Here is a 23,492-nt window from a genome sequence, read left to right as displayed (position 1 = left end):
AACGTGATCGAGATCAAACTATTTCCCTGCGTGGAAAAAGTAACCAAGTAAAGTTGATGTAGATCATGTTTTAGGGGCTATTCAGTGCCTACTGCAGCGTCTATAGGCTTTGAATAATCAATTGACTTAAAGTTCTTTTGCACAAAGAGAAAAGCATGAGAAGTAAATGAGAAAAGATATCTACGAGCCAACAGCGCCTAGACTTATATTTCTAGTGATAATAACTTGGCTGTTATTTTTCTCTAAAAGCGCAGCGCCTCTAACCCTCTTTGTGAATAAATTACTTAAAGGTTTTTTGCACAAAGAAAATAGAATGAGCATTAGAAGAGGGTATAAAAACGGCCTGCCTAAGTGGCTTTCACATACTGCTGAATATTATTTGGCTTTACAGCTTCTAAAAAGGTAAATTTATTCGCTGTTTCGATCAGTATTTGCTGTTGTTGCTTTTCAAGCTTTAGCTCTGCGCTTAGTAGCTCTTCACGTATTTTTGCATAGTCGTTAATAGTATGCTGGTTGGCTTTTAAATACTTGCGTGTAGCACGCAGAGGCTTAAGTGCCTGCGTATCTAACTCATTTACTGAGTCTATTAAAACACTGAGCTGCTCGGATTTAATGCTAAGTTTAAGTGAGTCTAAATACAGTAAAAATAGACACACATTAACATTTTTACCTTGCTGGTTTTGCAGTGCCAGCAAGGTGTGTTGTTGCCCAGGCTTTGCGTACAAGGTGCACGCAAATTGCCAAAAGTCATCGCTATTGAGCAAGTTCATCAGCAAAGGCCTGTTCTTTTTCTTCCATTTCTTCAAGCGCCATAAGTAGCTCTTCTTCAATGTCGTTTACTTTAGGGGTAAGCGTGGCTTGCTTGGCAATTAACTCTTTTAATTGCGCTTTGTTATCATCGTTGTAGAGTTCGTTATCGCCAAGCGCGACCTCTACCTCACTAAGCTCTGCGGAGTATTTTTCGAGCTGTTTTTCAAGCTTTTCAATTTGCTTTTTAAGCGGTTGAATAGTTTTTCTAAACTCGGCCTCTAAACGTTTTTGCTCTTTACGGTTAATGCCAGAATTCGCTTTAGGCTGGTCTGACTGCTCGCTTTTAGCGGCTTCTTTATTTGCATTAAGTAGCCATTGGTAATACGCGTCTAAGTCGTAACCAAACTGAGTCACTTTGCCATCATCGACTAAATAAAATTCATCAGCGGTGTTTTTAAGCATATGGCGGTCGTGCGATACGGTAACCATGGCGCCTTCAAAGCCTTGCAGTGCCATCACTAGCGCGTGGCGCATTTCTAAATCAAGGTGGTTAGTAGGCTCATCAAGTAGTAGTAAGTTAGGCTTTTGATATACCAGCATAGCTAGCACTAAGCGGGCTTTTTCACCGCCCGAAAACGGTGCCACGGGTTCAAGTGCTTTATCGCCAATAAATGCAAAGCCGCCTAAAAAGTCACGGAGTGATTGCTCGCTTGCTTGTGGGTTTAAGCGCTGAATATGAGTCACTGCACTGGCTTTTAAGTCTAGCGACTCTAATTGATGCTGTGCAAAGTAACCAATGTTTAAACCATGGTGCTGCACCACTTTACCCGCTTGTGGCTCAAGCTCGCCGGCTAAAAGCTTTATAAGTGTTGATTTACCCGCGCCATTACGACCGAGTAACGCAATGCGGCTGCCAGGGACTAAGTTTAGCGCGATATTATTTAAAATAGTGACATCGCCATAACCTGCTTTTGCTTTATCTAGGGTCATTAGTGGATTAGGCAGTGCTGTTGGCTCGGCAAATTCAAAGTCAAACGGTGAGTCGGCATGCGCTGGTGCTAGTTTTTCCATACGTTCGAGTGCTTTAACACGGCTTTGTGCTTGCTTAGCTTTACTGGCTTTGGCTTTAAAGCGAGTTATAAACTGCTCAAGGTGGGCAATTTGCTCTTGTTGTTTTTCAAACATTGCTTGTTGTTGCAACAAGCGCTCTGCTTTTTGGCGCTCAAACTGTGAGTAGTTACCTTTGTACACATTAATAAGCTGTTTATCTACATGCCAAATTTGATCAACCACCGCGTCTAAAAACTCACGGTCATGCGATATAAGCACTAGTGTACCTGTATAGGCGCGTAAAAAACGCTCAAGCCAATACACTGCGTCTAAATCGAGGTGGTTTGTTGGTTCATCGAGTAGCAGTAAATCGGCATCGCGAATAAGTGCTTGAGCTAGGTTTAAGCGCATACGCCAACCACCCGAAAAGGCGCTTACTGGGTTTTCTATTTGGTGATTAGCAAAGCCTAAGCCGTGCAGCAACTCGCCAGCTTTTGACTCTATGCTGTAGCCTTTAATATTTTCAAGCTGGATATGTACTTTGGCCTGCGTGTCACCATCGTTGGTTTGCTCAGCTTCACGCAGTGCAATACGCAGTGCGTAGTACTCAGGGTGGCCTTGCAGTACGTAATCAATGGCGCTTATTTCAAGAGCGGGAGTTTCTTGTTTTACAGAGGCAATAGACCAATCTTTAGGAATGCTGCAATCACCGGCATCCAACTGTAGCTCAGACTTTAATAAACTAAATAACGTAGATTTACCACAGCCATTAGCGCCTACAAGACCTACTTTGTGTTGTGGAAATAAAGTAGCCGAGGCATTTTTTAATAAGGCTTTTCCGCCACGAAGTAGTTCTATTTCTGAGATTTGGATCATGAATACGTTACTTTGCTATGCCCTTGTTAAGTTGGCGCTATCATACCATAGAACGTATTGCTCTTATCAAGCGTATCAACCTAGGAAGTTATACGATAAAATATGTACAGTTCAAACCACAGGAAAAATGTTGTGAGACAAAAGAAGCGATTTATTGCTGGTGCATCGTGCCCCGAATGTAAAGCCATGGATACCATGATGCTATACAGAGAACATGATGTTGAAAAAGTAGAGTGCGTAGAGTGCGGCCACAAAATGGCGCAGCCCGATAACGCAGTTCAGGCATCTACTCGCCAATTTGAACAAGTTATTGGTGTATTTAAACCGGGCGACTAACCCGGTTTTATTTTATTTCGTCGCGAGTTTAGTAATGTGGCGGAGGTGGCTCTTGCATTTGTGACATTAGCGACGGTTGCTGCGCCTCTTTAAGTTTTTCTGCTAGTAACTCCGTTTGGCGCTTCATTTTAGCAAGCTGCTGTTGGTGTGCTTTTAGCTCGTCATTTAATATTTCTATTGTTTCGTCTTGAAAAGCAACTTTTGCCTCAAGCTCCATTAAACGATGTTCAATTGTGTTCATTTGCTTCTCGTATTGTAAAGTGCTCTGCAATTCCGCTCGAGCTCTCGGTTAATAACGACTTGCCGTTATTTATAAACGTTACATCTAGCACCACAGCCGATTTAGGCTTACTGCCTGTACGTGGTGTGACTTGCCAAGTTTGAATTTTCTCTCCGCTGGGTAGTTGCCATAAATCAACGCGTTTATTGGGCGAACCCGTTGCAAGCAGTGTACCTTGTTCGTTAAAACGTACCGCAGTAAAAATTTTCTGACGCGCAATATACGCCAGTTTACTCACAAGATCACCTGTAGTCAGCTTCCATACATGTGCTTGCTTCATACTATCTGCGGTAAATGCGTAGCGACCTTGTGGGTCTAAGGTTACTTGGGTAACACGCGTAGGGTGATTAAAGCGATGAATTACTTGCCCTGTGCGTGTATCCCAAAAATAAGCAACGTAATCGTTCGAGCCGCTTAGGGCATAGCGCCCGTTAGGTGATAAATCAACGGTGTTTACTTTGTCTTGGTGGCCTAAAAATTCAATGCGGCGTCCGGTTTCTAGGTTTAAAAATACCACTACGCCGTCGCTTCTACCGTATAAAACACTGCGGCCTTGGTTACTTATCGCAATATCGCGAATAGTGGCTTGTTGAATTTTATAGTAGCCGCGGTTTTCGCCGCTGTTAATATCCCACACGGCAAAGGTGGTTTTTTCTGCGGTAACGGCCACGCTATTATCAAAGGCAATAGCCACAGCATACACTAGGCTGTCTTGTGATTGCTGTTGAAACCATTGATATTTTAGCACCTGCTGTTGATTATCCCACAGGGCGACCCCATGGTGAATGGAGGAGACTAGGCTGTACTTACCATCGTTAGATACTGCCGAGGAAAACGCACCCTGTGCTGCGTGTTCAAAGCGTTGTGCAGCTTGCTGTTTTTGATCGCTACAAGCTATGGCTAAAAAACAGCTAAAAGCGATTAAAAAAGTACGAAATATCGACATATTACAGGTATTTCCTCTTAACTCTTAGTGACTGAGAGGTTAGACTAGGTCACGTTGAAGGCCTAGGGTGTTTGTCTAATCACTATAATAGGTTAGGTTTTAATTTAGTTAGTTATTAAACAAGCAGCCTATCATGTAGGCCGTTAATCTTTAACTAGTAATAATACAATAAATGACAACTGCAAAGTGTGTCGGAGATTTAAAATGAAAAAGACGATTAGATTGTCATTGATTGCAGCGTCGGTTTTAGCGCTTACAGCTTGTAATCAAGAAGCAAAACAAGAAAAGGCTGAAGTTAAATTAGACACTGTAGAGCAGCAACAAGCATACGGTATTGGTGCATCAGTAGGTAACTTTTTAAATAAAGACCTAGCTGATAAATCAGAGATTGGTATTGAACTAGACCAAGCACTATTAATTCGTGGTTTTGAAGATGCGCTTGCTGGTAATGCAAAAATTGACGAAGAAAAAATTCGTGAAGTACTTACTGAGCTAGATACATCTGTACGCGCTAAGCAAGAAGCTAAAGCAAAAGTTGAGTCTGAAAAAAGCAAAGAAGCAGGTAAAAAATACCTAGAAGAAAATGCTAAAAAAGAAGGCGTAACAGTTACTGAGTCTGGCTTACAGTACGAAGTGCTTAGCGAAGGCGAAGGCGCAAAGCCAGCAGCAACAGACGTAGTTAAAGTACATTACAAAGGTACTCTATTAGACGGTACTGAGTTTGATAGCTCTTATGCGCGTAACGAGCCAACTACGTTCCCACTTAACCGTGTAATTGCGGGTTGGACAGAAGGTTTACAGCTTATGTCTGTAGGGTCTAAGTACAAGTTCACTATTCCTTCTGAACTTGCTTATGGCGATCGTGACCTAGGTAAAATTCCAGCTAACTCAACACTTGTTTTTGAAGTAGAACTACTTGAAATACAAGATGATGAAGCGCCAGCGCAATAAGCAGTAGCTTATAACGCAAAAAGGGACCATAAGGGTCCCTTTTTTGTAGCTTTGTTTCTTATACCAATCCGCATTAATACTTAATTATGCGGGTTGGTATTAATCTGTGTGGTTAGAAAATAAATTATCTATTAGCTCATCTTCTAGCTCAAAGCGCACTTCTAACGTTTCGCCAAGTACCGACAAATCGTTATCAAACTCTTTAAGTAAATCTTCTTTATCTACTTCTGCGTATTTATCGTTAAAATCTAAAGCTATATCTGTTGTGCTTGAAATACGCGGGTATATTGTATTCGCTAGCTGTTGGCTTTCTAGGCCCTTTTTTTCACAGGCTTTAGCAATGTCATCGTACACTTCAAAATGACCTGCGGATAAGTAATCCATTAAAATTTGGCAAAATGCTTGAATTTGCTCAGGCTCTGGTAAGGCATGATCTTTGTTATCGTATGGCGAAAAACCAGCCATTTTACAATAAAGCACAATTAACTCTTGGCGCTCGTTTAACCACTTATCAATGACAGTATGGCTACCACCCCATTTTTGTTGAGCTTTTTCTACGCGCGTCAGCATTACTGTTCTCCTAAGCTGGGTCACTTTTATGGTTAAATTTAAATTTTCTTATACATCAAGATATATTTTATTTAAGTGTATATCAACAAGTAAAAGGTATGAGCCGGTATATGCGTGTATTTATTGTAGGTAAATTATTATTTTATGGCAGACAAGAAAAAACCACCGGTTAAGGTGGCTTAATTTCTTGTTTTGGCTTGTTAATACAAGCTTTCTTATTGTTGTAGAAGATTTTTGTTATTTTTATTATAAATATTTTTATTATTGTTGTTTAAGATTTTTATTATTGTTCTTGTTAACGCGGGACAAACAATAACAAGGTTTTTGTTATGTTGCAAACATATTAACAAAAAGTTTTTATTGTTAGTTCTTTTTGCTTGTTTTGTAGTCGCACAAGGCTAAAAAAGCAACAAAAAGCGTTTAGCTAGTCGTAACTTAGCTTTTGCGTGCTTATCGATAGAGAGGCAATGAATATGGTGGTACAATCTTGAACAATTTCTATAATTCTCAGGATTATTACGCTATGAGTGAATTAAAAAACGACCGTTATTTACGTGCACTTGCAAAACAACCCGTTGATGTAACACCGGTATGGATGATGCGCCAAGCAGGACGCTACTTACCAGAGTACCGTGCTACACGTGCACAAGCGGGCGATTTTATGAGCCTGTGCCGTAATGCTGAGCTAGCGTGTGAAGTAACACTACAACCCCTTCGTCGCTACCCATTAGATGCCGCTATTTTATTTAGTGACATTTTAACGATTCCCGATGCAATGGGTTTAGGTTTGTACTTTGAAACCGGTGAAGGCCCTAAGTTCGAAAACCCTATCTCGTCACTTGCTGATGTTAAAAAAATTCCAAAGCTAGACCCAACTGACGAGCTTGGCTATGTAATGAATGCAGTAAGTACAATCCGTCGTGAGCTAAAGGGCGAAGTTCCATTAATTGGTTTTTCTGGTTCACCATGGACACTTGCAACATACATGGTTGAAGGTGGCAGCAGTAAAGTATTTGGTAAAATTAAAAAAATGGCGTTTGCAGATCCGCAAACACTACATTTACTACTAGATAAACTCGCTGATTCGGTTATTGATTATTTAAACGCGCAAGTAAAAGCCGGTGCTCAATCACTAATGGTATTTGACTCATGGGGCGGCGTTTTAAGCCCGCGCGATTACAACGAGTTCTCACTGCAATACATGCATAAAATTGTTGATGGTTTAATTCGCGAATACGACGGTCGTAAAGTGCCGGTAACGCTATTTACCAAAAATGGTGGCCAGTGGATTGAAGCAATTGCAGCAACGGGCTGTGATGCAGTAGGCCTAGATTGGACAATCAATATTGGCGACGCTAAGCGTCGTGTAGGCGATAAAGTTGCACTGCAAGGTAATATGGACCCGTCAATGCTTCACGGTACGCCTGATCGTATCCGCCAAGAAGTAGGCACTATTTTAGAAGATTTTGGCACAGGTAATGGCCACGTGTTTAACCTAGGCCACGGTATTACACCAGATGTAGACCCAGAAAACGCCGGTGTATTTATTAACGCAGTACATGAGCTAAGCGCGCAATACCACAAATAACAGCGGTGGTATTAATAGCTACTAAAAAGCCCGCTAATTAGCGGGCTTTTTGCTGTGTAGTAATCGGATTAAGTAAATAACCTATTTAATCCATTTAACGCCGCAACTCGGTAGGCTTCTGCCATAGTTGGGTAGTTAAATGTGGTATTTACGAAGTAATCAACCGTATTGCCAGCGCCTTTTTGTTCCATAATGGCTTGGCCAATGTGAACAATTTCCGAGGCACGTTCGCCAAAGCAATGCACGCCAAGTACTTCTTTGGTTTCACTGTGGAACAGTATTTTTAAACTACCCACTTCTGTGCCCGCAATTTGCGCACGAGCTAAGTGCTTAAACTGTGCACGGCCCACTTCATACGGTACCTTTGCAGCGGTTAGCTGTTGCTCTGTTTTACCTACTGAGCTCATTTCAGGAATGGTATAAATACCGGCCGGTATATCTATAATTAGCTTGTCTTCGCAATTACCGCAGGCAATCGCATCGGCAGCTATACGGCCCTGATCAAACGCAGCACTGGCAAGGCTAGGGTAGCCAATTACATCACCTACTGCGTAAACGTTATCTACCTCAGTTTGGTACATTTCGTTTACTTTAAGCTGGCCTCGGCCATCGGCTTTTAAGCCAATCGCTTCAAGATTTAGTGTATCGGTATTACCTGTACGGCCGTTAGCAAATAAAATACAGTCGGCTTTTACACGCTTGCCCGATTTTAAATGCATAACAACACAATCGTCCCGTGTTTCTACACGGTCAAACTCTTCGTTATGGCGAATAACAATACCGCTGTTCCAAAAGTGGTAGCTAAGCGCGTCAGAGATTTCTGCATCCATAAAGGCCAATAAGCGGTCGCGGGTATTTACTAAATCTACCTTAGCGCCTAAGCCTTTAAATATTGAAGCGTATTCACAGCCAATAACACCCGCACCGTATATAAGAACACGTTGTGGGTCGTGCTCTAGGCCTAAAATGGTGTCGCTGTCGTAAATACGTGAATGGCTAAAGTCGACCTCAGGTGGGCGATATGGGCGTGAGCCGGTAGCAATCACAATCGTTTTTGCTGTTATACGCTCTGCTGAGCCATCAAGGCGCTTAATTTCAACCGTGTGTTTATCTACAAAGCTCGCATCACCTTGGTACATATGAATGCGGTTACGGTCGTAAAAGCTGCTACGTAAGTTTGACTGTTTAGAAATAACAGAACTTGCATGGCTTAAAATATCTGGAAACGTTAAGCGGCTAGGGCGCTCACCAACATTAAAAAGGGGGTTTGCTTTGTATTCAATATAGCGGCTAACAGAATGGCGTAATGCTTTTGAAGGAATTGTTCCCCAATGTACACAGCCACCACCAACAGCTTGTTGGCGCTCAATTACCGCTACTTTTTTATCGTTTTTAGATAGGTTCATGGCGGTGCCTTCACCGCCAGGGCCCGTACCAATAATTATTGCGTCATATTGGTAAACTACAGGTGCTTTTTTTTGTTCTGGTTGTTTGGCCACAGCCACTCCTAAATTAATTAAAAGAGGCTTTTAATAACCTCGCATTAAGTGCTAGCCATGCCTGTTTTTGATTTTCCCAGGCGGCTTCCAGCTCATGGTATTGTGTCATTAATGCTGATTGTTCACACTGCTTTGCCATGTTATTTTTTTTAGCTTCTAACACTTGTTTTTGTAGTGAACAGTAATTTTGCAGTTTTTTCAGCAGTAAATCGTACTCTTGTTGTAATAATGTAAGCTTATCTTGCGCTAAAGGCAATTTTGAAAGGCGTGTTTGCGTTTTGCTCATTAGCGTTTCGGCTTTGGCTTTTTCTATGCGCTCAACTGGGGTACGCTTTAATTTACTGGCTAAACCTAGTGCAGCTAAAGAGCGAATCATCCATTTTGTTGGGTCGTAATGAAACCATTTAATACCGTTACGGTAATCGCTTGCAAAAATATGATGAAAGTTATGGTAACCTTCGCCATAAGTAAATAACGCTAAAAAGCCGTTATCGCGCGCGGTATTTTTTTCAGTATATGGGCGTGAACCCCAAATATGAGCCAATGAATTAATGAAAAAGGTAAAGTGCTGGCTCAATACTAAGCGTAACAAACCTGCCAGTAGTAGCATGCCCCACACATCACCTATTAATAAACCAAGCACTAACGGCAGGCCAACATTCATCGCAATAACTAACTTTAGGTAGTGCTTGTGTTGCCACATAACTATTTTATTGCGTTGTAAATCACGGCAGTTACTGTAATCGCCGTAACTATCACCTTGGTAGTCACGTAGCATCCAGCCAATATGGCTGTACCAAAAGCCATTAGTAGCGGCGTAAGGGTCTTTTACTGGGTCGTCTACTTGGCCGTGGTGTATACGGTGATCGCTACTCCAGTGTAGCGCACTGTTTTGCAAAGCAAATGCGCCACCAAGAGCAAAAATAAATTCTATTGCAGGGTGAACGTTATAGGCTTTATGCGCCCATAATCTGTGATATCCGGCAGTGATAGATAGGCCTGCGTAAAACATACAGCCTACAAATGCAATCCAATGCGCGCTGGTAAATCCGTAACTAATGCCGTACCAAGGTACAAGTGTGGCAGCCGCCAGAAAGGTTAGGCTAAAAAATAGGACGTTTGTCCAAATAATCGGTGGTTTATTCATCGTTTTTACTCTCAGCGTACAACTGTAAGCTAAAATAGTGTTTCAATCTCTTGGCGTCAAGTATTAGACTAGACAATTAGGCTAATTATCATTAAAACTTCATATAAAATTACTCAGGGAGCTGTGGATGTCGGGTGTTAGAGCACAACAGAAACAAAAAACACGACAAGCCTTAATTGAGGCGGCATTTAATCAGCTAAGTGCTGATCATAGTTTTTCTAATTTAAGCTTACGCGAAGTTGCCCGCGAAGCAGGTATTGCCCCCACCTCTTTTTATCGCCACTTTAAAGATATGAACGAGCTAGGTTTAACCATGGTCGACGAAGCCGGTTTAACGCTTCGCCAGCTTATGCGCCAAGCTCGCAGACGAATAGCCAGTGGTGGTAGCGTAATAAATACCTCGGTTGTTACCTTTATGGAGTTTATTGATAACTCAAGCAACCAATTTAGATTACTTCTGCGAGAACGTTCTGGCACCTCAAAAGCCTTTAGAGCCGCCGTTGCACGCGAAGTAAAACATTTTATTTTAGAACTTGCACATTATTTAGAAAGCGAAACCAAGTGCGATTCAATCCACGCTTATATTCAGGCCGAAGCCATGGTTACGCTGGTATTTAATGCCGGTGCAGAAGCACTGGACATTGAAGGCCAGCAACGAGATGAATTAATTGAGCGTGTTATTTGGCAGCTGCGTTATATTACCCGCGGCGCAGGGCATTACATTAGAGAAACCAATAATCAGGTTTAGCTTAAAAAATTAGCAATAAGTTAATCTAAGCACGCAACTTTACTCAATACATTAATTTAAGCTAAAAAGTGTAGCTGTGTGATTTATAAAACCTGAATATGCTATTTTTAGGTATATAAATTTCTTTAATGTGGGGTTTTTATTCCTTTGTTTGGAATTTTTATGCTTGCACCAACTGCTTTGTAATGTTAAAAATAGGCCTCACTGAACACACACACAAGAAACAAGATGCAAAATATTCGTTTAATTACACTAAAACTTAACCTCTTACTGCTATGGTCAGTGAGCGGGGATTAGTGTGTTTGCATCGAGTTAAACACTAAAAACCCCGCAATTGCGGGGTTTTTTATTATCTCGCGGCTGGGATAAATTGAAATTTGGGTAACAGAGGAATGAGGGGCAGTTATGCAAGACAAAGATAAAGTATGGATTTTTGATACCACCTTACGTGATGGCGAGCAGGCACTTAAAGCAAGCCTTACTGAAGATGATAAGATTCAATTAGCGCATACAATTAGCCGCTTGAATGTGGATGTGATGGAAGTGGGTTTTCCAGTTTCGAGCCCCGCTGATTTTCGCTCGGTGCAACGTATTGCAACCGAAGTAAAAGGCCCGATTATTTGTGGTTTAGCACGCTCTGTTGCCAAAGACATTGAAGCCTGTGGTGAGGCGCTTCGCACAGCACAGCAAAGCCGAATTCATACTTTTATTGCCACAAGCCCTTTGCACCTTGAACATAAATTACGCATGAGCCTAGATGACGCAACTGCAATGGCGGTTAAATCAATTAAATTAGCGCGTAACTATACTGATGATGTTGAGTTTTCGTGCGAAGATGCTGGGCGTACGCCGCATTGGGATTTATGTAAAATTGTTGAGCAGGCTATTAACGCCGGTGCTTCAACTATTAATTTACCCGATACCGTTGGCTTTGTAACACCAGACGAATACGCCGCAATGATCCGTCATTTAATGAATAACGTGCCAAATATTGATAAAGCACGCTTAAGCGTACATTGTCATAACGATTTAGGTTTAGCTGTGGCTAACTCGGTAGCCGCTGTACAAGCGGGTGCTCGCCAAATTGAATGTACAATAAATGGTATTGGTGAGCGTGCGGGTAACTGCTCGCTTGAAGAAGTGGCAATGATCATGAAAATGCGCAAAGACCACTTAAAAGTACACACCGATATTAAAAGCGAAGAAATTTATCGCGCATCTCGCCAAGTGGCTAAAATTTGTAATATGCCGGTACAGCCAAATAAAGCCATTGTGGGCGAAAACGCCTTTGCACATAGCTCGGGCATTCACCAAGATGGCGTATTAAAAGCGCAAAATACTTATGAGATTATGTCGCCAGAAAGCGTCGGTGTGCCAAATAACCAATTAAATATGACCTCGCGTTCGGGCCGTCATGTTATTGAGCACCGCTTAGAAGAGTTAGGTTATCAAAAAGCTGATTACGACATGGACAGCTTATACGAGAGCTTTTTAGCGTTAGCTGATCAAAAAGGCACCGTATACGATTACGACCTTGAAGCCATGATTTACTTTAACCAAATTAATGACAAAGACGAAAAATACCAATTAGAGTTTGTAAACTCAGCGTCTAACTCACAGTCGGTAGCCAGCTCTACCATTGGGATGTTAATTGATGGCGAAGCAAAACAAGAAGCTGCCACAGGTAATGGCCCTGTTGAAGCCTCGTTTGCGGCAATTGAGCGCTTAACCGGTATGAGCGTTGAAATGATTGAATACAACTTAGAAGCCACTGGCCAAGGCGCAAGCTCGCTTGGTCAAGTAAACATTATTGCTAAATACGATGGCCGCCCTTATCACGGTGCGGGTATTGCTGCGGATGTGGTAGAGGCGTCGGTACGCGCCATGATCCGTGTTTACAACTTAATTTATCGTGCACAAAAAGTGTCTGATTTAAAACAACAAAGGAAAGCAGGATGAGTAAAACAAACTACAGCGTTGCCGTATTAGCTGGCGACGGTATTGGCCCAGAAGTAATGGCAGCAGCAGAGCAAGTGCTTGATGCTGTAAGCAATAAGTTTGGTTTTACCCTGAACCGTCAGCATCATGCTATTGGTGGCGCAGCCATTGACGAATTTGGTGAAGCATTACCACCAAAAACGCTAAGCGCGTGTGAAAACGCCGATGCCATTTTATTTGGCTCAGTAGGTGGCCCTAAGTGGGAAAACCTACCACCAAACGAGCAACCTGAGCGTGCATCGCTTTTACCGCTTCGTAAACATTTTGGTTTGTTTTGTAACTTACGCCCAGCGCAACTTTTACCCGCACTTAGCGCAGCATCGCCATTGCGTGCAGATATTAGCGAAAAAGGTTTTGATATTTTATGTGTGCGCGAGCTTACAGGCGGCATTTACTTTGGTGAAAAAGGCCGAAGTGGAGAGGGTGCTGAAGAGGCTGCATTCGATACACAAACATACTCGCGTAAAGAAATTGAACGCATTGCCCGCTTTGCCTTTGAAGCGGCAAAATTACGTAGTAACCATGTTACCTCGGTAGATAAAGCAAACGTACTTGCATCAAGCGTATTATGGCGCGAAGTTGTTACTGAAGTGAGCAAAGACTACCCAGAAGTCAGCCTAGATTACATTTACGTAGATAACGCCGCAATGCAGTTAGTTAAACAGCCTAGCCAGTTTGACGTACTACTTTGCGATAACTTATTTGGTGATATTTTGTCAGATGAGTGCGCCATGATCACAGGCTCTATGGGCTTATTACCTTCGGCCAGCTTAAATCAATCGGGCTTTGGTTTGTATGAACCTGCTGGTGGCTCCGCTCCTGATATTGCTGGTAAAGGCGTTGCAAACCCGATTGCACAAATTTTAAGTGCCGCACTTATGCTACGTTACTCATTAGGGCAAGACGAAGCAGCACGCACCATTGAAAAAGCCGTAGCCGAAGCCGTTGAAGCAGGTGTTGGTACGCCAGATATCTACCCACAAGGTGGATACAGCACAAGTGATGTGGCAGCCGCCATCGTTTCACGTATTTAATTATTAAAGGCGCAGCACCGTTATGCTGCGACTTAACAGAGTAGGGAATTAGCAAGTGGCCCAAACGTTATACGACAAAATTTGGCAAGCACATACGGTTGCCAGCATAAACGAGCAAACTGATTTACTTTATATTGACCGCCATTTAGTGCATGAGGTTACATCACCGCAGGCCTTTGCAGGCTTACGTGAAAAAAACCGTAAAGTACGTTGCCCAGAAAAAACCTTTGCAACGATGGATCATAACGTATCGACTAAAAGCCGATCACTTGATGCCGCAAGTGAAGTCTCTAAAAACCAGTTAATGGCGCTAGATGCAAACTGTAAAGAGTTTAGCATTGTACTTTACGATTTAAACTCAATTAACCAAGGTATTGTGCATGTAATGGGGCCTGAACAAGGTATTACCTTGCCTGGCACTACCATTGTATGTGGCGATAGCCATACCTCTACGCATGGCGCGTTTGGCGCATTAGCGCATGGTATTGGTACGTCTGAGGTGGAGCACGTATTAGCAACGCAAACGCTACAGCAAAAAAAGGCAAAGTCGTTAAAAATTCAAATTAACGGCGTGCTTCGCCCAACGGTAACCTCTAAAGATTTAATTATGGCGGTTATTGGTAAGTTAGGTACAGCTGGCGGCACAGGTTATGTTGCCGAATTTTGTGGTGAAGGCATTGAAGCACTTTCAATGGAAGCCCGTATGACGCTATGTAACATGAGTATTGAAATGGGTGCAAAAGCAGGTTTAATAGCGCCAGATCAAATTACGTATGATTACTTAAAAGGTCGCCCATTTGCACCTAAAGGCGCTGATTTTGACGCCGCAGTTGAATACTGGGAAACGTTAAAATCAGATGAAGGCGCTGAGTTTGACTTAAGTGTTGAGCTTGAAGCCGACGACATTCAGCCGCAAATTACCTGGGGCACAAGCCCTGAGCAAGTCATTGGCGTTGATGAATGCATACCCGACCCTGATCAAGAACCTGATTTAATTAAAGCCGACGCTATACGCAGTGCTCTTAAATACATGGACTTAAAAGCCGGCGATAAATTATCAAGCGCTAAAGTTGATACAGTCTTTATTGGTTCGTGTACTAATAGCCGTATTGAAGATTTACGTGCCGCGGCAAAAATTGTTGAAGGCAAACAGGTAGTGGCTGGCATAGAAGCGCTAATCGTACCGGGTTCTGGCCTTGTTAAAAAGCAAGCAGAAGACGAAGGCTTAGCCGATATTTTTAAAGCGGCAGGTTTTGAGTGGCGCGAGCCGGGTTGCTCTATGTGTTTAGCGATGAACGACGACCGCTTAGAAGCGGGCAAACGCTGTGCATCTACGTCTAACCGTAACTTTGAAGGCCGCCAAGGCCGTGGCGGGCGTACGCACTTAGTGAGCCCTGCAATGGCAGCCGCTGCTGCTATACATGGTCACTTTGTTGATATAAGAGGAGAAGCCTAATGAGCGTATTTTTTAGTGGCTTAATGGCCCCACTTGATAAAAACAATGTAGATACTGACCAAATCATTCCTAAGCAGTTTTTAACATCTACTAGCCGTGATGGCTTTGATGCAGCACTGTTTTACGATTGGCGTTACCTAGAAAACGGCGAACCAAATCCTGATTTTATTTTAAACCGCCCATGCTACCAAGGCGCGCAAATATTATTAACCCGCGACAACTTTGGTTGTGGCTCATCACGTGAGCATGCACCTTGGGCACTTAAGCAATATGGTTTTGAAGTAATTTTAGCAGAAAGCTTTGCTGATATTTTCTTTAATAACTGTGGCAACAACCAAATGCTAGCCATTGCGCTACCGGCTGATACGCTTGAGCAATTGTTTGTACTTAGTGAGCAACACGACGATATAAACATTCAAATCGATCTTGAAAACCAAACACTAACAAGCGATAAGTTTGCGCCAATTAGTTTTGATATTCGTAAAGACGTAAAAGAGCGTTTATTAAGTGGCTTAGATTTTATTGGTGTGACCGAAACGCTAAATCCACAAATTGATGCGTTTGAAAAACAACTTGCTGCTGAGCGCCCTTGGCAGTAACGAAAAGCAATTAATTACATATGAAAACAAAGCGCGGCTGAGTATATCAGCCGCGCTTTTTTATATCCTAATATTAATGTCTAAAATCAGCCATTAGCGCAGGTATACCTGGCAGCATACCAACAATAGCCATAACGGTAGTTAAAATAACAAACATAATTAGCGGAATAACCCAGCGGCTCATTTTAGTTAAATTAGCACTGCGCTCTTTACAACCAATTAAGCCTAAGTTATCAAGCAGCATAGTTAGTGACCAACCAAAAGCAGGGTTAACCAAGCTTGACGCAAATACGACAATTGCGGCCGATTGCGTTGTTTTACCTTCGCGTGTCATTTCCATACCCGCCTCAAGCAGCGGAATAAACACACCTACAATAAGCGCAACGCAAAGCACGGGTTGCCAAATGGCTAAATCCATTGGGTAACCCCATAAACCCGCAATAATACAAAATACGGCTGTTAAAATGGCGCCCGCTGGAATAGGACGTTTAGCAATAGCAGCAGGTACAATGTAAGTCCCCCATGATGAGGTAAAGTTAGCACCACCAGCAAGTGAGCCAAAGGTTTGTCTAACTGATGCGCTTAGCATGGTGTCGTCTATGTTCATTTGTACTTTTTCAGTACGTTGTGGGTAACTAATTTTTTGAAAAACTTGATGCCCTAAAAAATCCGGTGACCACATAGCGACAGCTAATACCGCAAACGGCAGCACAACCACAAAGCTTTCAAGCGTTGGTAGGCCCAGCATCCAACCCGTGTTTTCGCCCCACCAATAAGCTGGGTTCATATTTGGTAAGCCCGGTGCAGTATTAAATTCAAATGGGGCACCGAGTGCAAATGCAACCACACCGCCAATAAGGCAGCTAAGCGGCACAGCAAGCCAGCGCTTTTTAAAATGCTCCAGTAACGCATACAATAAAATGGTGGCCAAAATAACAATAAATGCAATGTGCGCCATATCAATGGCCTCAGCCCATGAAAACAGCTTTTTAACTTGCGAAATAGTCCCAATAAAGCCTAAGTATATGAGTAAGCCCCCGCACACACCTTTACTGGTTAAGCGTGCCAGCAAACTCCCTCCTTTGGTTATCGCTAAAATAAAGCCAAAGGCACCAATAAGTAAGCCAAACGCCATAGGGTGGCCGCCAGCAGCAACCACAATAGGAATAAGAGGAATAAGTGGGCCATGAGTACCGGCTAAGTTAGCCGTGGGTAAAATAAAGCCCGAAAACAAAATAATAAAAATAGAAACAATGAGTAATTCATAGCGTACGTTTTCTAACACAAACGCATCGCTTAAACCCAGTGGCGCTGCAAAAGTAGCGGCAATAGCACCTACCATAACGACTTTACCAATGGTGCCCGCCATGGCTGGAATTGTGTCTTCAAATTCAAAACGGTAGTCTCTAAATGGTAAATTAGGCCGCCAGCGTTTAGGCTGCATAATTTGCAGCTCGTGTTCTAGGTATTCGTCGCGGGTATTAAACTCTGAACTTGGTTTATGCTTATTTTGATAGCTGTTGGCATCATCTACGTGCGGTGCGCTTGTTTTTTCTGGCTCGTTACCCTTTGGGGTTACTGACATAGTCCCTCCTGTTACTCGTTGCTTATTTATTAATACGGCTTTTGTTAAAGCAAATGAATAGTGAAGGAGCAGGGTAGATCAGCTTTTACTCAGGAATGTATAGGCAAAAGGTCGTGTATGGCGTTATTTAACGCTAAACCTGCGAGTTGAATTTCTCAGCAAGAAAATGAACTTAACTTTATTTTATTTTAAATCAAGTGCTTATGTTTTTTCTGCTTGTTCTAATTAGATGAAGCATTATAAAAGTAGGGCTGTTATCCTTTAGTCTAAGTAGTGGCATGTGTATTTTAATTGAACTGAAATAGCGTATCTGCTAGGTTCAATGGTTACTCAAATAACAAGAAATACAATGCAAATTCAATCTCCTAAATCAATAGGTATTTTACTCGGTACGCTTTACGGCATATTTATGCGGCTGTTTGTAGATCTACTTGATACATACAATTTAAGTAGCCTTGTGTCTATTTCCTTTATGTTTTTAGTGCCCGTTGCAATTGGCTATATTCGTATTCATTTTGAATTTAAAAGCTCAAAAACATTAACTAAAAGGCAAATGGTGACAATTGCTTGGCAGCCAATTTTTGTTTTTTTACTTGTAAGCGTTATTACACTGCTGGAAGGCAGTATTTGTGTGGCAATGGCTTTGCCTGCTTTTATGCTCTTTGCAAGTATTGGCGGTTTACTGGCAGGCTTTATTAAAAACCGTAAAACAAAAAACGCTAACCGTTCTTTACTTTCAATAGCTTTGCTTCCTGTGTTGCTCTCACCTATTGAGGTAAATTATTTACACTTATCAAAAACGTACGAAGTCACTAATTCTATAATTATTGAAGCGCCTATAAATCGTGTATGGCAGCAGCTTGCTAATGTATGCACGATAGCGCCACAAGAATTGCCATTTTCGCTTACCCAGTTGATAGGTGTACCTAAACCCTTAGAGGCAAATATGAATGCTACGGGTGTTGGGGCAGTTAGGACGAGTAAATGGCAAAAAGGAGTTACATTTAAAGAAGTGATTACGGATTGGCAGCCAAATAAACAGATGCTTTATAGATTTGAGATAGACCCTGATGCTATTCCCGATAATGCACTCGATAAACACGTAAAGCTAGGCGGCGAATACTTTTCACCTCTTTACGGTGGGTATGAGTTAAGTGAAGATAAAAGCGGCAATACCATTTTAACTTTAAAAACGACCGTGCAAGATAATACAAATTTTGGTGTTTACTCGCGAATATGGGGTGAGGTGATTTTTCAAGACTTCCATCATTCACTTTTAACATTAATGAAAAATAGATCAGAAAAGCCACTTGTCGCAGCTATTTCCCATTTTTAGCTTAAACCGCTATGGTATTAAAAAACTATTATAAGAGTACTTTATGAAATTATTAACGGCAGCAACGTTATTACTTGCCTCATCAGCGGCTATCGCACGCCCTGCGCCTTTGGTATCTATACCAACGCATGATGCGTTTTTTAATAATATTGCCGCGCATTGTGGCAAAGCGTTTGAGGGTAAAGTAAGTATAGATAACGCAAAAGGTCCAAGCTCATTTGATAATAAAAAACTAATCATGCATGTACGTAAATGTACCGATAGCGAGCTGCAAGTCCCATTTCATGTAGGAGATGATGCATCACGTACATGGATCATTACTAAAACGGGCAGCGGTTTGAGCTTAAAGCACGATCATCGCCATAAAGATGGTAGCGACGATACCTCAACTATGTATGGCGGTCACACCCTTGATGCGGGTTTTGCACAAATGCAGTCTTTTCCGGCAGATCAATACTCTAAAGAATTATTTGTAGAGCAAGGTATTGCACAGTCGGCAGGTAATACATGGCAAATGTATATTTACCCTGAGGTATTTACTTATAGGCTAATTCGCCAAGGGCGTGAGTTTAAGGTGGATTTTGATTTAACTAAACCAATTACTCCACCCGCTGCGCCTTGGGGCTACGAAAAATAAACTATTTTTCTTTTTTTTCGGGTGCGTCACATTGTAGTAAAACGTTTAATGGTGGTTGATAAGCGCGTGGTTTAGTAGGAAAGCGTTCGTACTCTTGCACGCCTTCAAGCACTTTTAACATAAAGGTTCTGCCGCGGCATAGCCTGTCTGCGTGGCGCAGTAAAAACATACTTTGATTAGCAAAGTGTTTGTAATCGTCTGATTGTATTTCTATTTTATAGTTGTCTTCGCCAATTTTTGTTTGGTAATAATGCACTTTATTGTCAAAGTCGTATGATTTTTCTTTTTCGCCCACTTCTGCAAAGGCGGTCCCTATACCAGAAAAGGCTAGCAATGCAGCGCCAACAACTAAATGCGGTGTGTATAAGCCTTTCATAAAAATGTATCCTTTAATTTGCGAACTTAATACCCATTAATAAAATATTAAGCACGATGTATTTAAGTTAAGTCTAACACCCAAAAAGAGAATATGTGATGTTCAAACAAATAAAACAACTGTTTGCCGCTTTTGACGAGCAACAGCCAAGCATAGAGCAGCATGATTTAAAAACAGCGGTTGCTGCGCTGCTTATTGAAGTAATGCGTGCTGATACAAAGCTTGACCATAATGAACAACACACCCTGACTGTAACCTTAAAAAAATACTTTAATTTGACAGATTCAGAAGTTGAAGAGCTCACGACCAATGCTGCAAGCAGTTTAGATGGGGCTATTGATTACTTTCAATTTTCTAAGCAGATTAACGATCACTGCAGTGCGGCACAGCGCATTGAAATAATTGAGCTATTATGGCGATTGGCGTATGCCGATGGAGAGATAGATCCCCAAGAAGAGTATGTAATACGTAAAGTGGCTGGACTTTTATATGTAGCGCACACCGATTTTATCGCTGCTAAATTAGCAGCGATAAAGTCGTAAAAATTAGCTTAATTTACTAGCAACAGAAACGAGCTGCTGCGTTAATACGCTAACTTTTTCTGCAGTGGCTGGGTCACTAATTTTTCCATCTTCGTCAAATACTGTGAATGCTGATGGGATAGCGAGCTGATCGGCAAGTACTAACGAGCCAATACCACTTAAAATATCGCGTACATGGTTTAAGCCGCGCAGGCCACCAAGCCCACCAGGTGATGTAGCAAATAACGCCACTACTTTATTGCGAAATGCAGGCACAGCACCTTGCTCAGTACGTGATGCCCAATCAATTGCATTTTTAAGCGCCGCAGTAATTGAGCCGTTGTACTCAGGGCTTGCCAGTAAGATACCATCAGCAGCGCGTAACTTATCTTTTAAAAGCTGGGCGTCGGCTGGTGTGCCTTGCGCTTCAATATCCTCGCTAAATAACGGCAAATTTAACTCGGCGAGTGTAATTATTTCTACTTCGGCACCGGTTTGCATAGCAAAGCGCGCTGCTTCGTTAATTAGTTTTTGATTAAAGCTTTGTGTACGCAAGCTACCCGCGAGCGCAATAATTTTAGGTGCTGACATGATACTGGCCTTTTAAAGTTTTTGATGACGTAACTAATGTAGCAAATTTTTGCTTGTAGAAAACACGAATAAACGCAACACTTATGTGCGTATATGCACATTAATAGAAGGCGGGTAGCATGGCAATAAAGTTTGATGATTGGCAAGATGTAAAAGTAGCGTTTGAAGTTGCAAAGCTTGGTACGCTAACGGCTGCCGCTGAGGTTTTAAATGTGCACCACAGCACAGTACTTCGACGTATTAATAGCCTTGAAAAAAACTTAGATACACGTTTATTTCATCGCCATGCCCGGGGTTATAAAGTAACTGAAATAGGCGCTAAATTATTTACTGCAGCACAAACTATAGATTCATCACTTGAGCAATTACATAACGATATTGCCGCTGCCGACAGTACGTTACGCGGAAGCTTATTACTTACCACAGTAAGTGGGTTTATGGATGTACTGGGCGATGTTTGCGAAAAGTTTCAGGCTTTACACCCTCAAGTACAGCTAGAAGTTATTTTAGAACAAAAGCGGTTAAGGCTAGATCATGGGCAAGCACATATTGCAGTGCGCGCAGGGCCAAGGCCAGATGAAGGGGATTATATAGCTCAGCATTTAGCTAAACTTACATCGAGCTTGTACGCCAATAAACGCTACATTAATAAGTATGGTATGCCTAAAACATTGAGTGACTTACAGCATCATAACTTTGTATCGGGTGTAGCGGGCTTTAATGCACGCGTTCCTTATTTTGAGTGGGCCGATAAACATATTCCGGCGCAGCAAATAAAGTTACGAGTTTCAGAAACCTCCGAAGCAACACGGGCCATAATTAAAGGCTTAGGTATAGGCGGTTTACAACATGGGGTAGCAGCCCAATATAATGATTTAGTGCCTATTTTACATAGTGAACTGAGTTGGCCCACCGATGTTTGGCTTGTAACACACCATTTAGTGCATCGCACCGCGAAAGTACAAGCATTTGCAGGCTTATTAAAAGCGCACTTTAATAAGCCTCAAACCCTTAAATAGTTTTTTTAACCTCAATACCTAAACGCTTAGCAAGGCGTACAAGGTTTGCTCTATCGAGTTCCAGCACTCGCGCAGTTGCTGCCCAGTTATAATTATGCTGTTTTAGTTGCTCTGTTATAACTGTAAATTGTAAAGATTCAACGGCCTGCTTTAATGGCTGGTTATAGCTAGTGTGAATGGTGTTTTGCGTGTTAACTTGCACTGTATTATTTAGCTGTGGGGTTAAATCGCAGTGCTCGCTTGTAATCGTAACTATAGGGTTTTGCCATTGGCTTTGCTTAGCCTTTAATGCGCTGCGGCTAATAACATGTTCAAGCTCGCGTACATTACCAGGCCAATTGTATTGGTTGAGCAATGCTTGCGCTTCAGTGCTTAGCTTTAATTGTTTAATACCTAATTTACGGGCTGTTTGCTCAATAAAATAACCAGCAAGTAGGGTTATGTCGTGCTCACGTTTATTAAGTGGCGGCACGGTAATAGGGTAAACACTTAGCCGGTGGTATAAGTCGGCTCTGAATCGACCTTGCGCTACCTCATGTTTTAAATCACGATTAGTAGCTGCTATTACCCTTACATCCACATACTTTGGCGTGTCTTCTCCTACTGTTTGTATTTCACCGCTTTGCAACACACGCAATAATTTGCTTTGCATAGCCAATGGTAGCTCGCCAATTTCGTCTAAAAATAACGTGCCGCCGTCAGCTAGCTGAAACTTACCTTGGCGAGCATTTTGTGCGCCAGTAAAAGAGCCTTTGGCATGGCCAAAAAACTCACTCTCTGCAAGGTTTTCGGGAAGCGATGCACAATTTAAATGAATGAGTGGCTGCTCTTTACGTGCAGAATTTAAGTGAATATTACGCGCTACTAGCTCTTTTCCTACGCCCGTCTCTCCTAAAACCAATACACTAAAGTTAGAGGCTGCAACAAGTTTTATTTCATTTTTAAGCGTTTGCATAAGTGGGCTTTGGCCAATTATTTCACCGCCATCTCGAGTAAGTGCATCTTGCGTTAGTGCTTGCACAAGTGCACTTGAGTGCTGCGCATGGTGTTTGTAATGGGCAAGCTCTAGGGCTGTTTTAAAATGTGCACTGCACAGGGTTTGCAAGGTGTTTAGTGTATCTGCGTTGATACTGTTAAACGCATGTGCGTTAAGACTATCGAACGTAAGTACGCCTAGTAAAGTGCTTTTATCATAAAGGGGTAAGCCTAAACAGGCATGTACGGGAATATCGCCTGTTCTAGCCAGTAGTAGGCCGTCGTATGGGTCGGGCAGGGGGCAGTCGTGTGCAAACTGTAATGCGTGGCTTGCACTACAAATGGCCGCTAATCGTGGGTGCTCTGCTATTTTAAAGCGCCTACCAAGGCTGTCGGGCATCAGACCTTTAATGGCTAAGGGTTTAAGTTTCTCGCCCTGCACGACAAGTAATGCACTGGCATCACTAGGTATTACACGCTCAACCGTTGCCAGTAATTGATCAAAGCTGTGCTCGTGCAGGGTGCTTTGGGCAAGCTCTAAAGCTACTTGGGTGAGGTTGAATTGTTGGTTCATGTCAAAATGACCCATATGTGTTTTTATGATTTAAAATAGAATAGGTCATA

At 42.2% G+C, this 23,492-nt stretch carries 23 protein-coding genes; 12 read left to right on the top strand and 11 right to left on the bottom strand.

Annotated features, from left to right (window positions below):
* Positions 1–347: 347 nt before the first annotated feature.
* Both QUE46_RS15935 and QUE46_RS15930 read right to left on the bottom strand, forming a co-directional pair.
* A complete protein-coding gene (locus QUE46_RS15935) occupies positions 348–770 on the bottom strand; it encodes a TIGR02444 family protein (protein ID WP_286245572.1) in 423 nt (140 codons plus the stop codon).
* Positions 754–2,676: an ATP-binding cassette domain-containing protein gene (locus tag QUE46_RS15930; RefSeq protein ID WP_286245571.1), complete on the bottom strand. Its 1,923-nt coding sequence runs from the start codon at positions 2,674–2,676 to the stop codon at positions 754–756. The genes QUE46_RS15935 and QUE46_RS15930 overlap by 17 nt, the downstream gene beginning before the upstream one ends.
* A 132-nt stretch (positions 2,677–2,808) precedes the next feature.
* Here QUE46_RS15930 and QUE46_RS15925 point away from each other — a divergent pair, with 132 nt between their 5' ends.
* On the top strand, positions 2,809–3,012 hold the full coding sequence (locus QUE46_RS15925; protein ID WP_004589620.1) for a YheV family putative zinc ribbon protein: 204 nt from the start codon (positions 2,809–2,811) through the stop codon (positions 3,010–3,012).
* A 28-nt stretch (positions 3,013–3,040) separates the two neighbouring features.
* Here QUE46_RS15925 and QUE46_RS15920 read toward each other — a convergent pair whose 3' ends face one another.
* Together QUE46_RS15920 and QUE46_RS15915 are read right to left on the bottom strand one after the other, a co-directional pair.
* Entirely contained in the window at positions 3,041–3,253 is a 213-nt protein-coding gene (locus QUE46_RS15920) for a SlyX family protein (protein ID WP_055015500.1), read from the bottom strand.
* Positions 3,240–4,238, bottom strand: a complete 999-nt coding sequence (locus tag QUE46_RS15915) for a WD40 repeat domain-containing protein (protein ID WP_286245569.1) — start codon at positions 4,236–4,238, stop codon at positions 3,240–3,242. Before QUE46_RS15915 ends, QUE46_RS15920 begins: the two co-directional genes overlap by 14 nt.
* 204 nt (positions 4,239–4,442) lie before the next feature.
* Here QUE46_RS15915 and fkpA point away from each other — a divergent pair, with 204 nt between their 5' ends.
* The gene (gene fkpA / locus QUE46_RS15910; protein WP_286245568.1) at positions 4,443–5,189 is read left to right on the top strand and encodes an FKBP-type peptidyl-prolyl cis-trans isomerase; all 747 of its coding nucleotides are present in this window, start codon (positions 4,443–4,445) and stop codon (positions 5,187–5,189) included.
* 99 nt (positions 5,190–5,288) lie between these two features.
* Here the strand turns inward: fkpA and rsd are convergent, their stop codons facing one another.
* On the bottom strand, positions 5,289–5,759 hold the full coding sequence (rsd, locus tag QUE46_RS15905; RefSeq protein WP_286245567.1) for a sigma D regulator: 471 nt from the start codon (positions 5,757–5,759) through the stop codon (positions 5,289–5,291).
* A 523-nt stretch (positions 5,760–6,282) separates the two neighbouring features.
* On the opposite strand from rsd, the gene hemE reads away from it, so the two are divergent.
* Positions 6,283–7,347, top strand: coding sequence for a uroporphyrinogen decarboxylase (hemE, locus tag QUE46_RS15900; protein ID WP_286245565.1), 1,065 nt, complete (start codon positions 6,283–6,285; stop codon positions 7,345–7,347).
* A gap of 68 nt (positions 7,348–7,415) precedes the next feature.
* Here the strand turns inward: hemE and sthA are convergent, their stop codons facing one another.
* Both sthA and QUE46_RS15890 read right to left on the bottom strand, forming a co-directional pair.
* A complete protein-coding gene (sthA, locus tag QUE46_RS15895; RefSeq protein WP_055015495.1) occupies positions 7,416–8,846 on the bottom strand; it encodes a Si-specific NAD(P)(+) transhydrogenase in 1,431 nt (476 codons plus the stop codon).
* 13 nt (positions 8,847–8,859) lie between these two features.
* Positions 8,860–9,993, bottom strand: coding sequence for a fatty acid desaturase (locus tag QUE46_RS15890; RefSeq protein WP_286245564.1), 1,134 nt, complete (start codon positions 9,991–9,993; stop codon positions 8,860–8,862).
* 127 nt (positions 9,994–10,120) lie between these two features.
* Between QUE46_RS15890 and fabR the strand changes: the two genes are divergently transcribed.
* From fabR to leuD, 5 genes are all read left to right on the top strand, one after another.
* Positions 10,121–10,741, top strand: a complete 621-nt coding sequence (fabR, locus tag QUE46_RS15885; RefSeq protein WP_055015493.1) for an HTH-type transcriptional repressor FabR — start codon at positions 10,121–10,123, stop codon at positions 10,739–10,741.
* A 405-nt stretch (positions 10,742–11,146) separates the two neighbouring features.
* Positions 11,147–12,700 (top strand): 2-isopropylmalate synthase, encoded by a 1,554-nt coding sequence (leuA, locus tag QUE46_RS15880; RefSeq protein WP_058547974.1) that lies wholly within the window; start codon positions 11,147–11,149, stop codon positions 12,698–12,700.
* Positions 12,697–13,773 (top strand): 3-isopropylmalate dehydrogenase, encoded by a 1,077-nt coding sequence (gene leuB, locus QUE46_RS15875; protein ID WP_004589388.1) that lies wholly within the window; start codon positions 12,697–12,699, stop codon positions 13,771–13,773. The genes leuA and leuB overlap by 4 nt, the downstream gene beginning before the upstream one ends.
* A gap of 55 nt (positions 13,774–13,828) precedes the next feature.
* The gene (gene leuC / locus QUE46_RS15870) at positions 13,829–15,229 is read left to right on the top strand and encodes a 3-isopropylmalate dehydratase large subunit (RefSeq protein WP_286245563.1); all 1,401 of its coding nucleotides are present in this window, start codon (positions 13,829–13,831) and stop codon (positions 15,227–15,229) included.
* A complete protein-coding gene (gene leuD / locus QUE46_RS15865; protein WP_004589386.1) occupies positions 15,229–15,828 on the top strand; it encodes a 3-isopropylmalate dehydratase small subunit in 600 nt (199 codons plus the stop codon). Before leuC ends, leuD begins: the two co-directional genes overlap by 1 nt.
* Before the next feature lie 73 nt (positions 15,829–15,901).
* On the opposite strand, the gene QUE46_RS15860 is transcribed toward leuD, so the two are convergent.
* A complete protein-coding gene (locus QUE46_RS15860; RefSeq protein ID WP_286245562.1) occupies positions 15,902–17,413 on the bottom strand; it encodes a DUF3360 family protein in 1,512 nt (503 codons plus the stop codon).
* A 349-nt stretch (positions 17,414–17,762) separates the two neighbouring features.
* Here QUE46_RS15860 and QUE46_RS15855 point away from each other — a divergent pair, with 349 nt between their 5' ends.
* Positions 17,763–18,749, top strand: a complete 987-nt coding sequence (locus tag QUE46_RS15855; protein ID WP_286245561.1) for a hypothetical protein — start codon at positions 17,763–17,765, stop codon at positions 18,747–18,749.
* A 43-nt stretch (positions 18,750–18,792) separates the two neighbouring features.
* On the top strand, positions 18,793–19,386 hold the full coding sequence (locus tag QUE46_RS15850; RefSeq protein ID WP_286245560.1) for a hypothetical protein: 594 nt from the start codon (positions 18,793–18,795) through the stop codon (positions 19,384–19,386).
* A gap of 1 nt (position 19,387) precedes the next feature.
* Here QUE46_RS15850 and QUE46_RS15845 read toward each other — a convergent pair whose 3' ends face one another.
* Positions 19,388–19,762 carry a hypothetical protein gene (locus QUE46_RS15845; RefSeq protein ID WP_286245559.1) on the bottom strand — a complete coding sequence of 125 codons (375 nt, stop codon included), beginning with the start codon at positions 19,760–19,762 and terminating at the stop codon, positions 19,388–19,390.
* Positions 19,763–19,860: 98 nt separating this feature from the next.
* On the opposite strand from QUE46_RS15845, the gene QUE46_RS15840 reads away from it, so the two are divergent.
* The gene (locus tag QUE46_RS15840; protein WP_286245558.1) at positions 19,861–20,304 is read left to right on the top strand and encodes a TerB family tellurite resistance protein; all 444 of its coding nucleotides are present in this window, start codon (positions 19,861–19,863) and stop codon (positions 20,302–20,304) included.
* 3 nt (positions 20,305–20,307) lie between these two features.
* Here the strand turns inward: QUE46_RS15840 and QUE46_RS15835 are convergent, their stop codons facing one another.
* Positions 20,308–20,874: an NADPH-dependent FMN reductase gene (locus QUE46_RS15835; protein ID WP_286245557.1), complete on the bottom strand. Its 567-nt coding sequence runs from the start codon at positions 20,872–20,874 to the stop codon at positions 20,308–20,310.
* Between the two features lie 119 nt (positions 20,875–20,993).
* Between QUE46_RS15835 and QUE46_RS15830 the strand changes: the two genes are divergently transcribed.
* Positions 20,994–21,893 carry a LysR family transcriptional regulator gene (locus QUE46_RS15830; protein WP_286245556.1) on the top strand — a complete coding sequence of 300 codons (900 nt, stop codon included), beginning with the start codon at positions 20,994–20,996 and terminating at the stop codon, positions 21,891–21,893.
* Here the strand turns inward: QUE46_RS15830 and norR are convergent.
* Complete coding sequence (gene norR / locus QUE46_RS15825) at positions 21,886–23,442, bottom strand: nitric oxide reductase transcriptional regulator NorR (RefSeq protein WP_286245555.1); 1,557 nt, start codon at positions 23,440–23,442, stop codon at positions 21,886–21,888. The genes QUE46_RS15830 and norR overlap by 8 nt on opposite strands.
* Between the last annotated feature and the right edge of the window lie 50 nt (positions 23,443–23,492).

The sequence above is a fragment of the Pseudoalteromonas sp. MM1 genome (assembly GCF_030296835.1).
In the GTDB taxonomy this organism is placed as follows: domain Bacteria; phylum Pseudomonadota; class Gammaproteobacteria; order Enterobacterales; family Alteromonadaceae; genus Pseudoalteromonas.
Note: the sequence above shows the minus strand (reverse complement) of the source record. Positions and strands in the feature narration are given on the sequence as shown.

What these genes read in the sequence shown, in the direction of transcription:
- QUE46_RS15935 (WP_286245572.1), bottom strand. Translation starts at nt 770, where the DNA reads ATGAACTTGCTCAATAGCGATGACTTTTGGCAATTTGCGTGCACCTTG.
- QUE46_RS15930 (WP_286245571.1), bottom strand. Translation starts at nt 2,676, where the DNA reads ATGATCCAAATCTCAGAAATAGAACTACTTCGTGGCGGAAAAGCCTTA.
- QUE46_RS15920 (WP_055015500.1), bottom strand. Translation starts at nt 3,253, where the DNA reads ATGAACACAATTGAACATCGTTTAATGGAGCTTGAGGCAAAAGTTGCT.
- QUE46_RS15915 (WP_286245569.1), bottom strand. Translation starts at nt 4,238, where the DNA reads ATGTCGATATTTCGTACTTTTTTAATCGCTTTTAGCTGTTTTTTAGCC.
- fkpA (WP_286245568.1), top strand. Translation starts at nt 4,443, where the DNA reads ATGAAAAAGACGATTAGATTGTCATTGATTGCAGCGTCGGTTTTAGCG.
- rsd (WP_286245567.1), bottom strand. Translation starts at nt 5,759, where the DNA reads ATGCTGACGCGCGTAGAAAAAGCTCAACAAAAATGGGGTGGTAGCCAT.
- hemE (WP_286245565.1), top strand. Translation starts at nt 6,283, where the DNA reads ATGAGTGAATTAAAAAACGACCGTTATTTACGTGCACTTGCAAAACAA.
- QUE46_RS15890 (WP_286245564.1), bottom strand. Translation starts at nt 9,993, where the DNA reads ATGAATAAACCACCGATTATTTGGACAAACGTCCTATTTTTTAGCCTA.
- fabR (WP_055015493.1), top strand. Translation starts at nt 10,121, where the DNA reads ATGTCGGGTGTTAGAGCACAACAGAAACAAAAAACACGACAAGCCTTA.
- leuA (WP_058547974.1), top strand. Translation starts at nt 11,147, where the DNA reads ATGCAAGACAAAGATAAAGTATGGATTTTTGATACCACCTTACGTGAT.
- leuB (WP_004589388.1), top strand. Translation starts at nt 12,697, where the DNA reads ATGAGTAAAACAAACTACAGCGTTGCCGTATTAGCTGGCGACGGTATT.
- leuD (WP_004589386.1), top strand. Translation starts at nt 15,229, where the DNA reads ATGAGCGTATTTTTTAGTGGCTTAATGGCCCCACTTGATAAAAACAAT.
- QUE46_RS15860 (WP_286245562.1), bottom strand. Translation starts at nt 17,413, where the DNA reads ATGTCAGTAACCCCAAAGGGTAACGAGCCAGAAAAAACAAGCGCACCG.
- QUE46_RS15855 (WP_286245561.1), top strand. Translation starts at nt 17,763, where the DNA reads ATGCAAATTCAATCTCCTAAATCAATAGGTATTTTACTCGGTACGCTT.
- QUE46_RS15850 (WP_286245560.1), top strand. Translation starts at nt 18,793, where the DNA reads ATGAAATTATTAACGGCAGCAACGTTATTACTTGCCTCATCAGCGGCT.
- QUE46_RS15845 (WP_286245559.1), bottom strand. Translation starts at nt 19,762, where the DNA reads ATGAAAGGCTTATACACACCGCATTTAGTTGTTGGCGCTGCATTGCTA.
- QUE46_RS15840 (WP_286245558.1), top strand. Translation starts at nt 19,861, where the DNA reads ATGTTCAAACAAATAAAACAACTGTTTGCCGCTTTTGACGAGCAACAG.
- QUE46_RS15835 (WP_286245557.1), bottom strand. Translation starts at nt 20,874, where the DNA reads ATGTCAGCACCTAAAATTATTGCGCTCGCGGGTAGCTTGCGTACACAA.
- QUE46_RS15830 (WP_286245556.1), top strand. Translation starts at nt 20,994, where the DNA reads ATGGCAATAAAGTTTGATGATTGGCAAGATGTAAAAGTAGCGTTTGAA.
- norR (WP_286245555.1), bottom strand. Translation starts at nt 23,442, where the DNA reads ATGAACCAACAATTCAACCTCACCCAAGTAGCTTTAGAGCTTGCCCAA.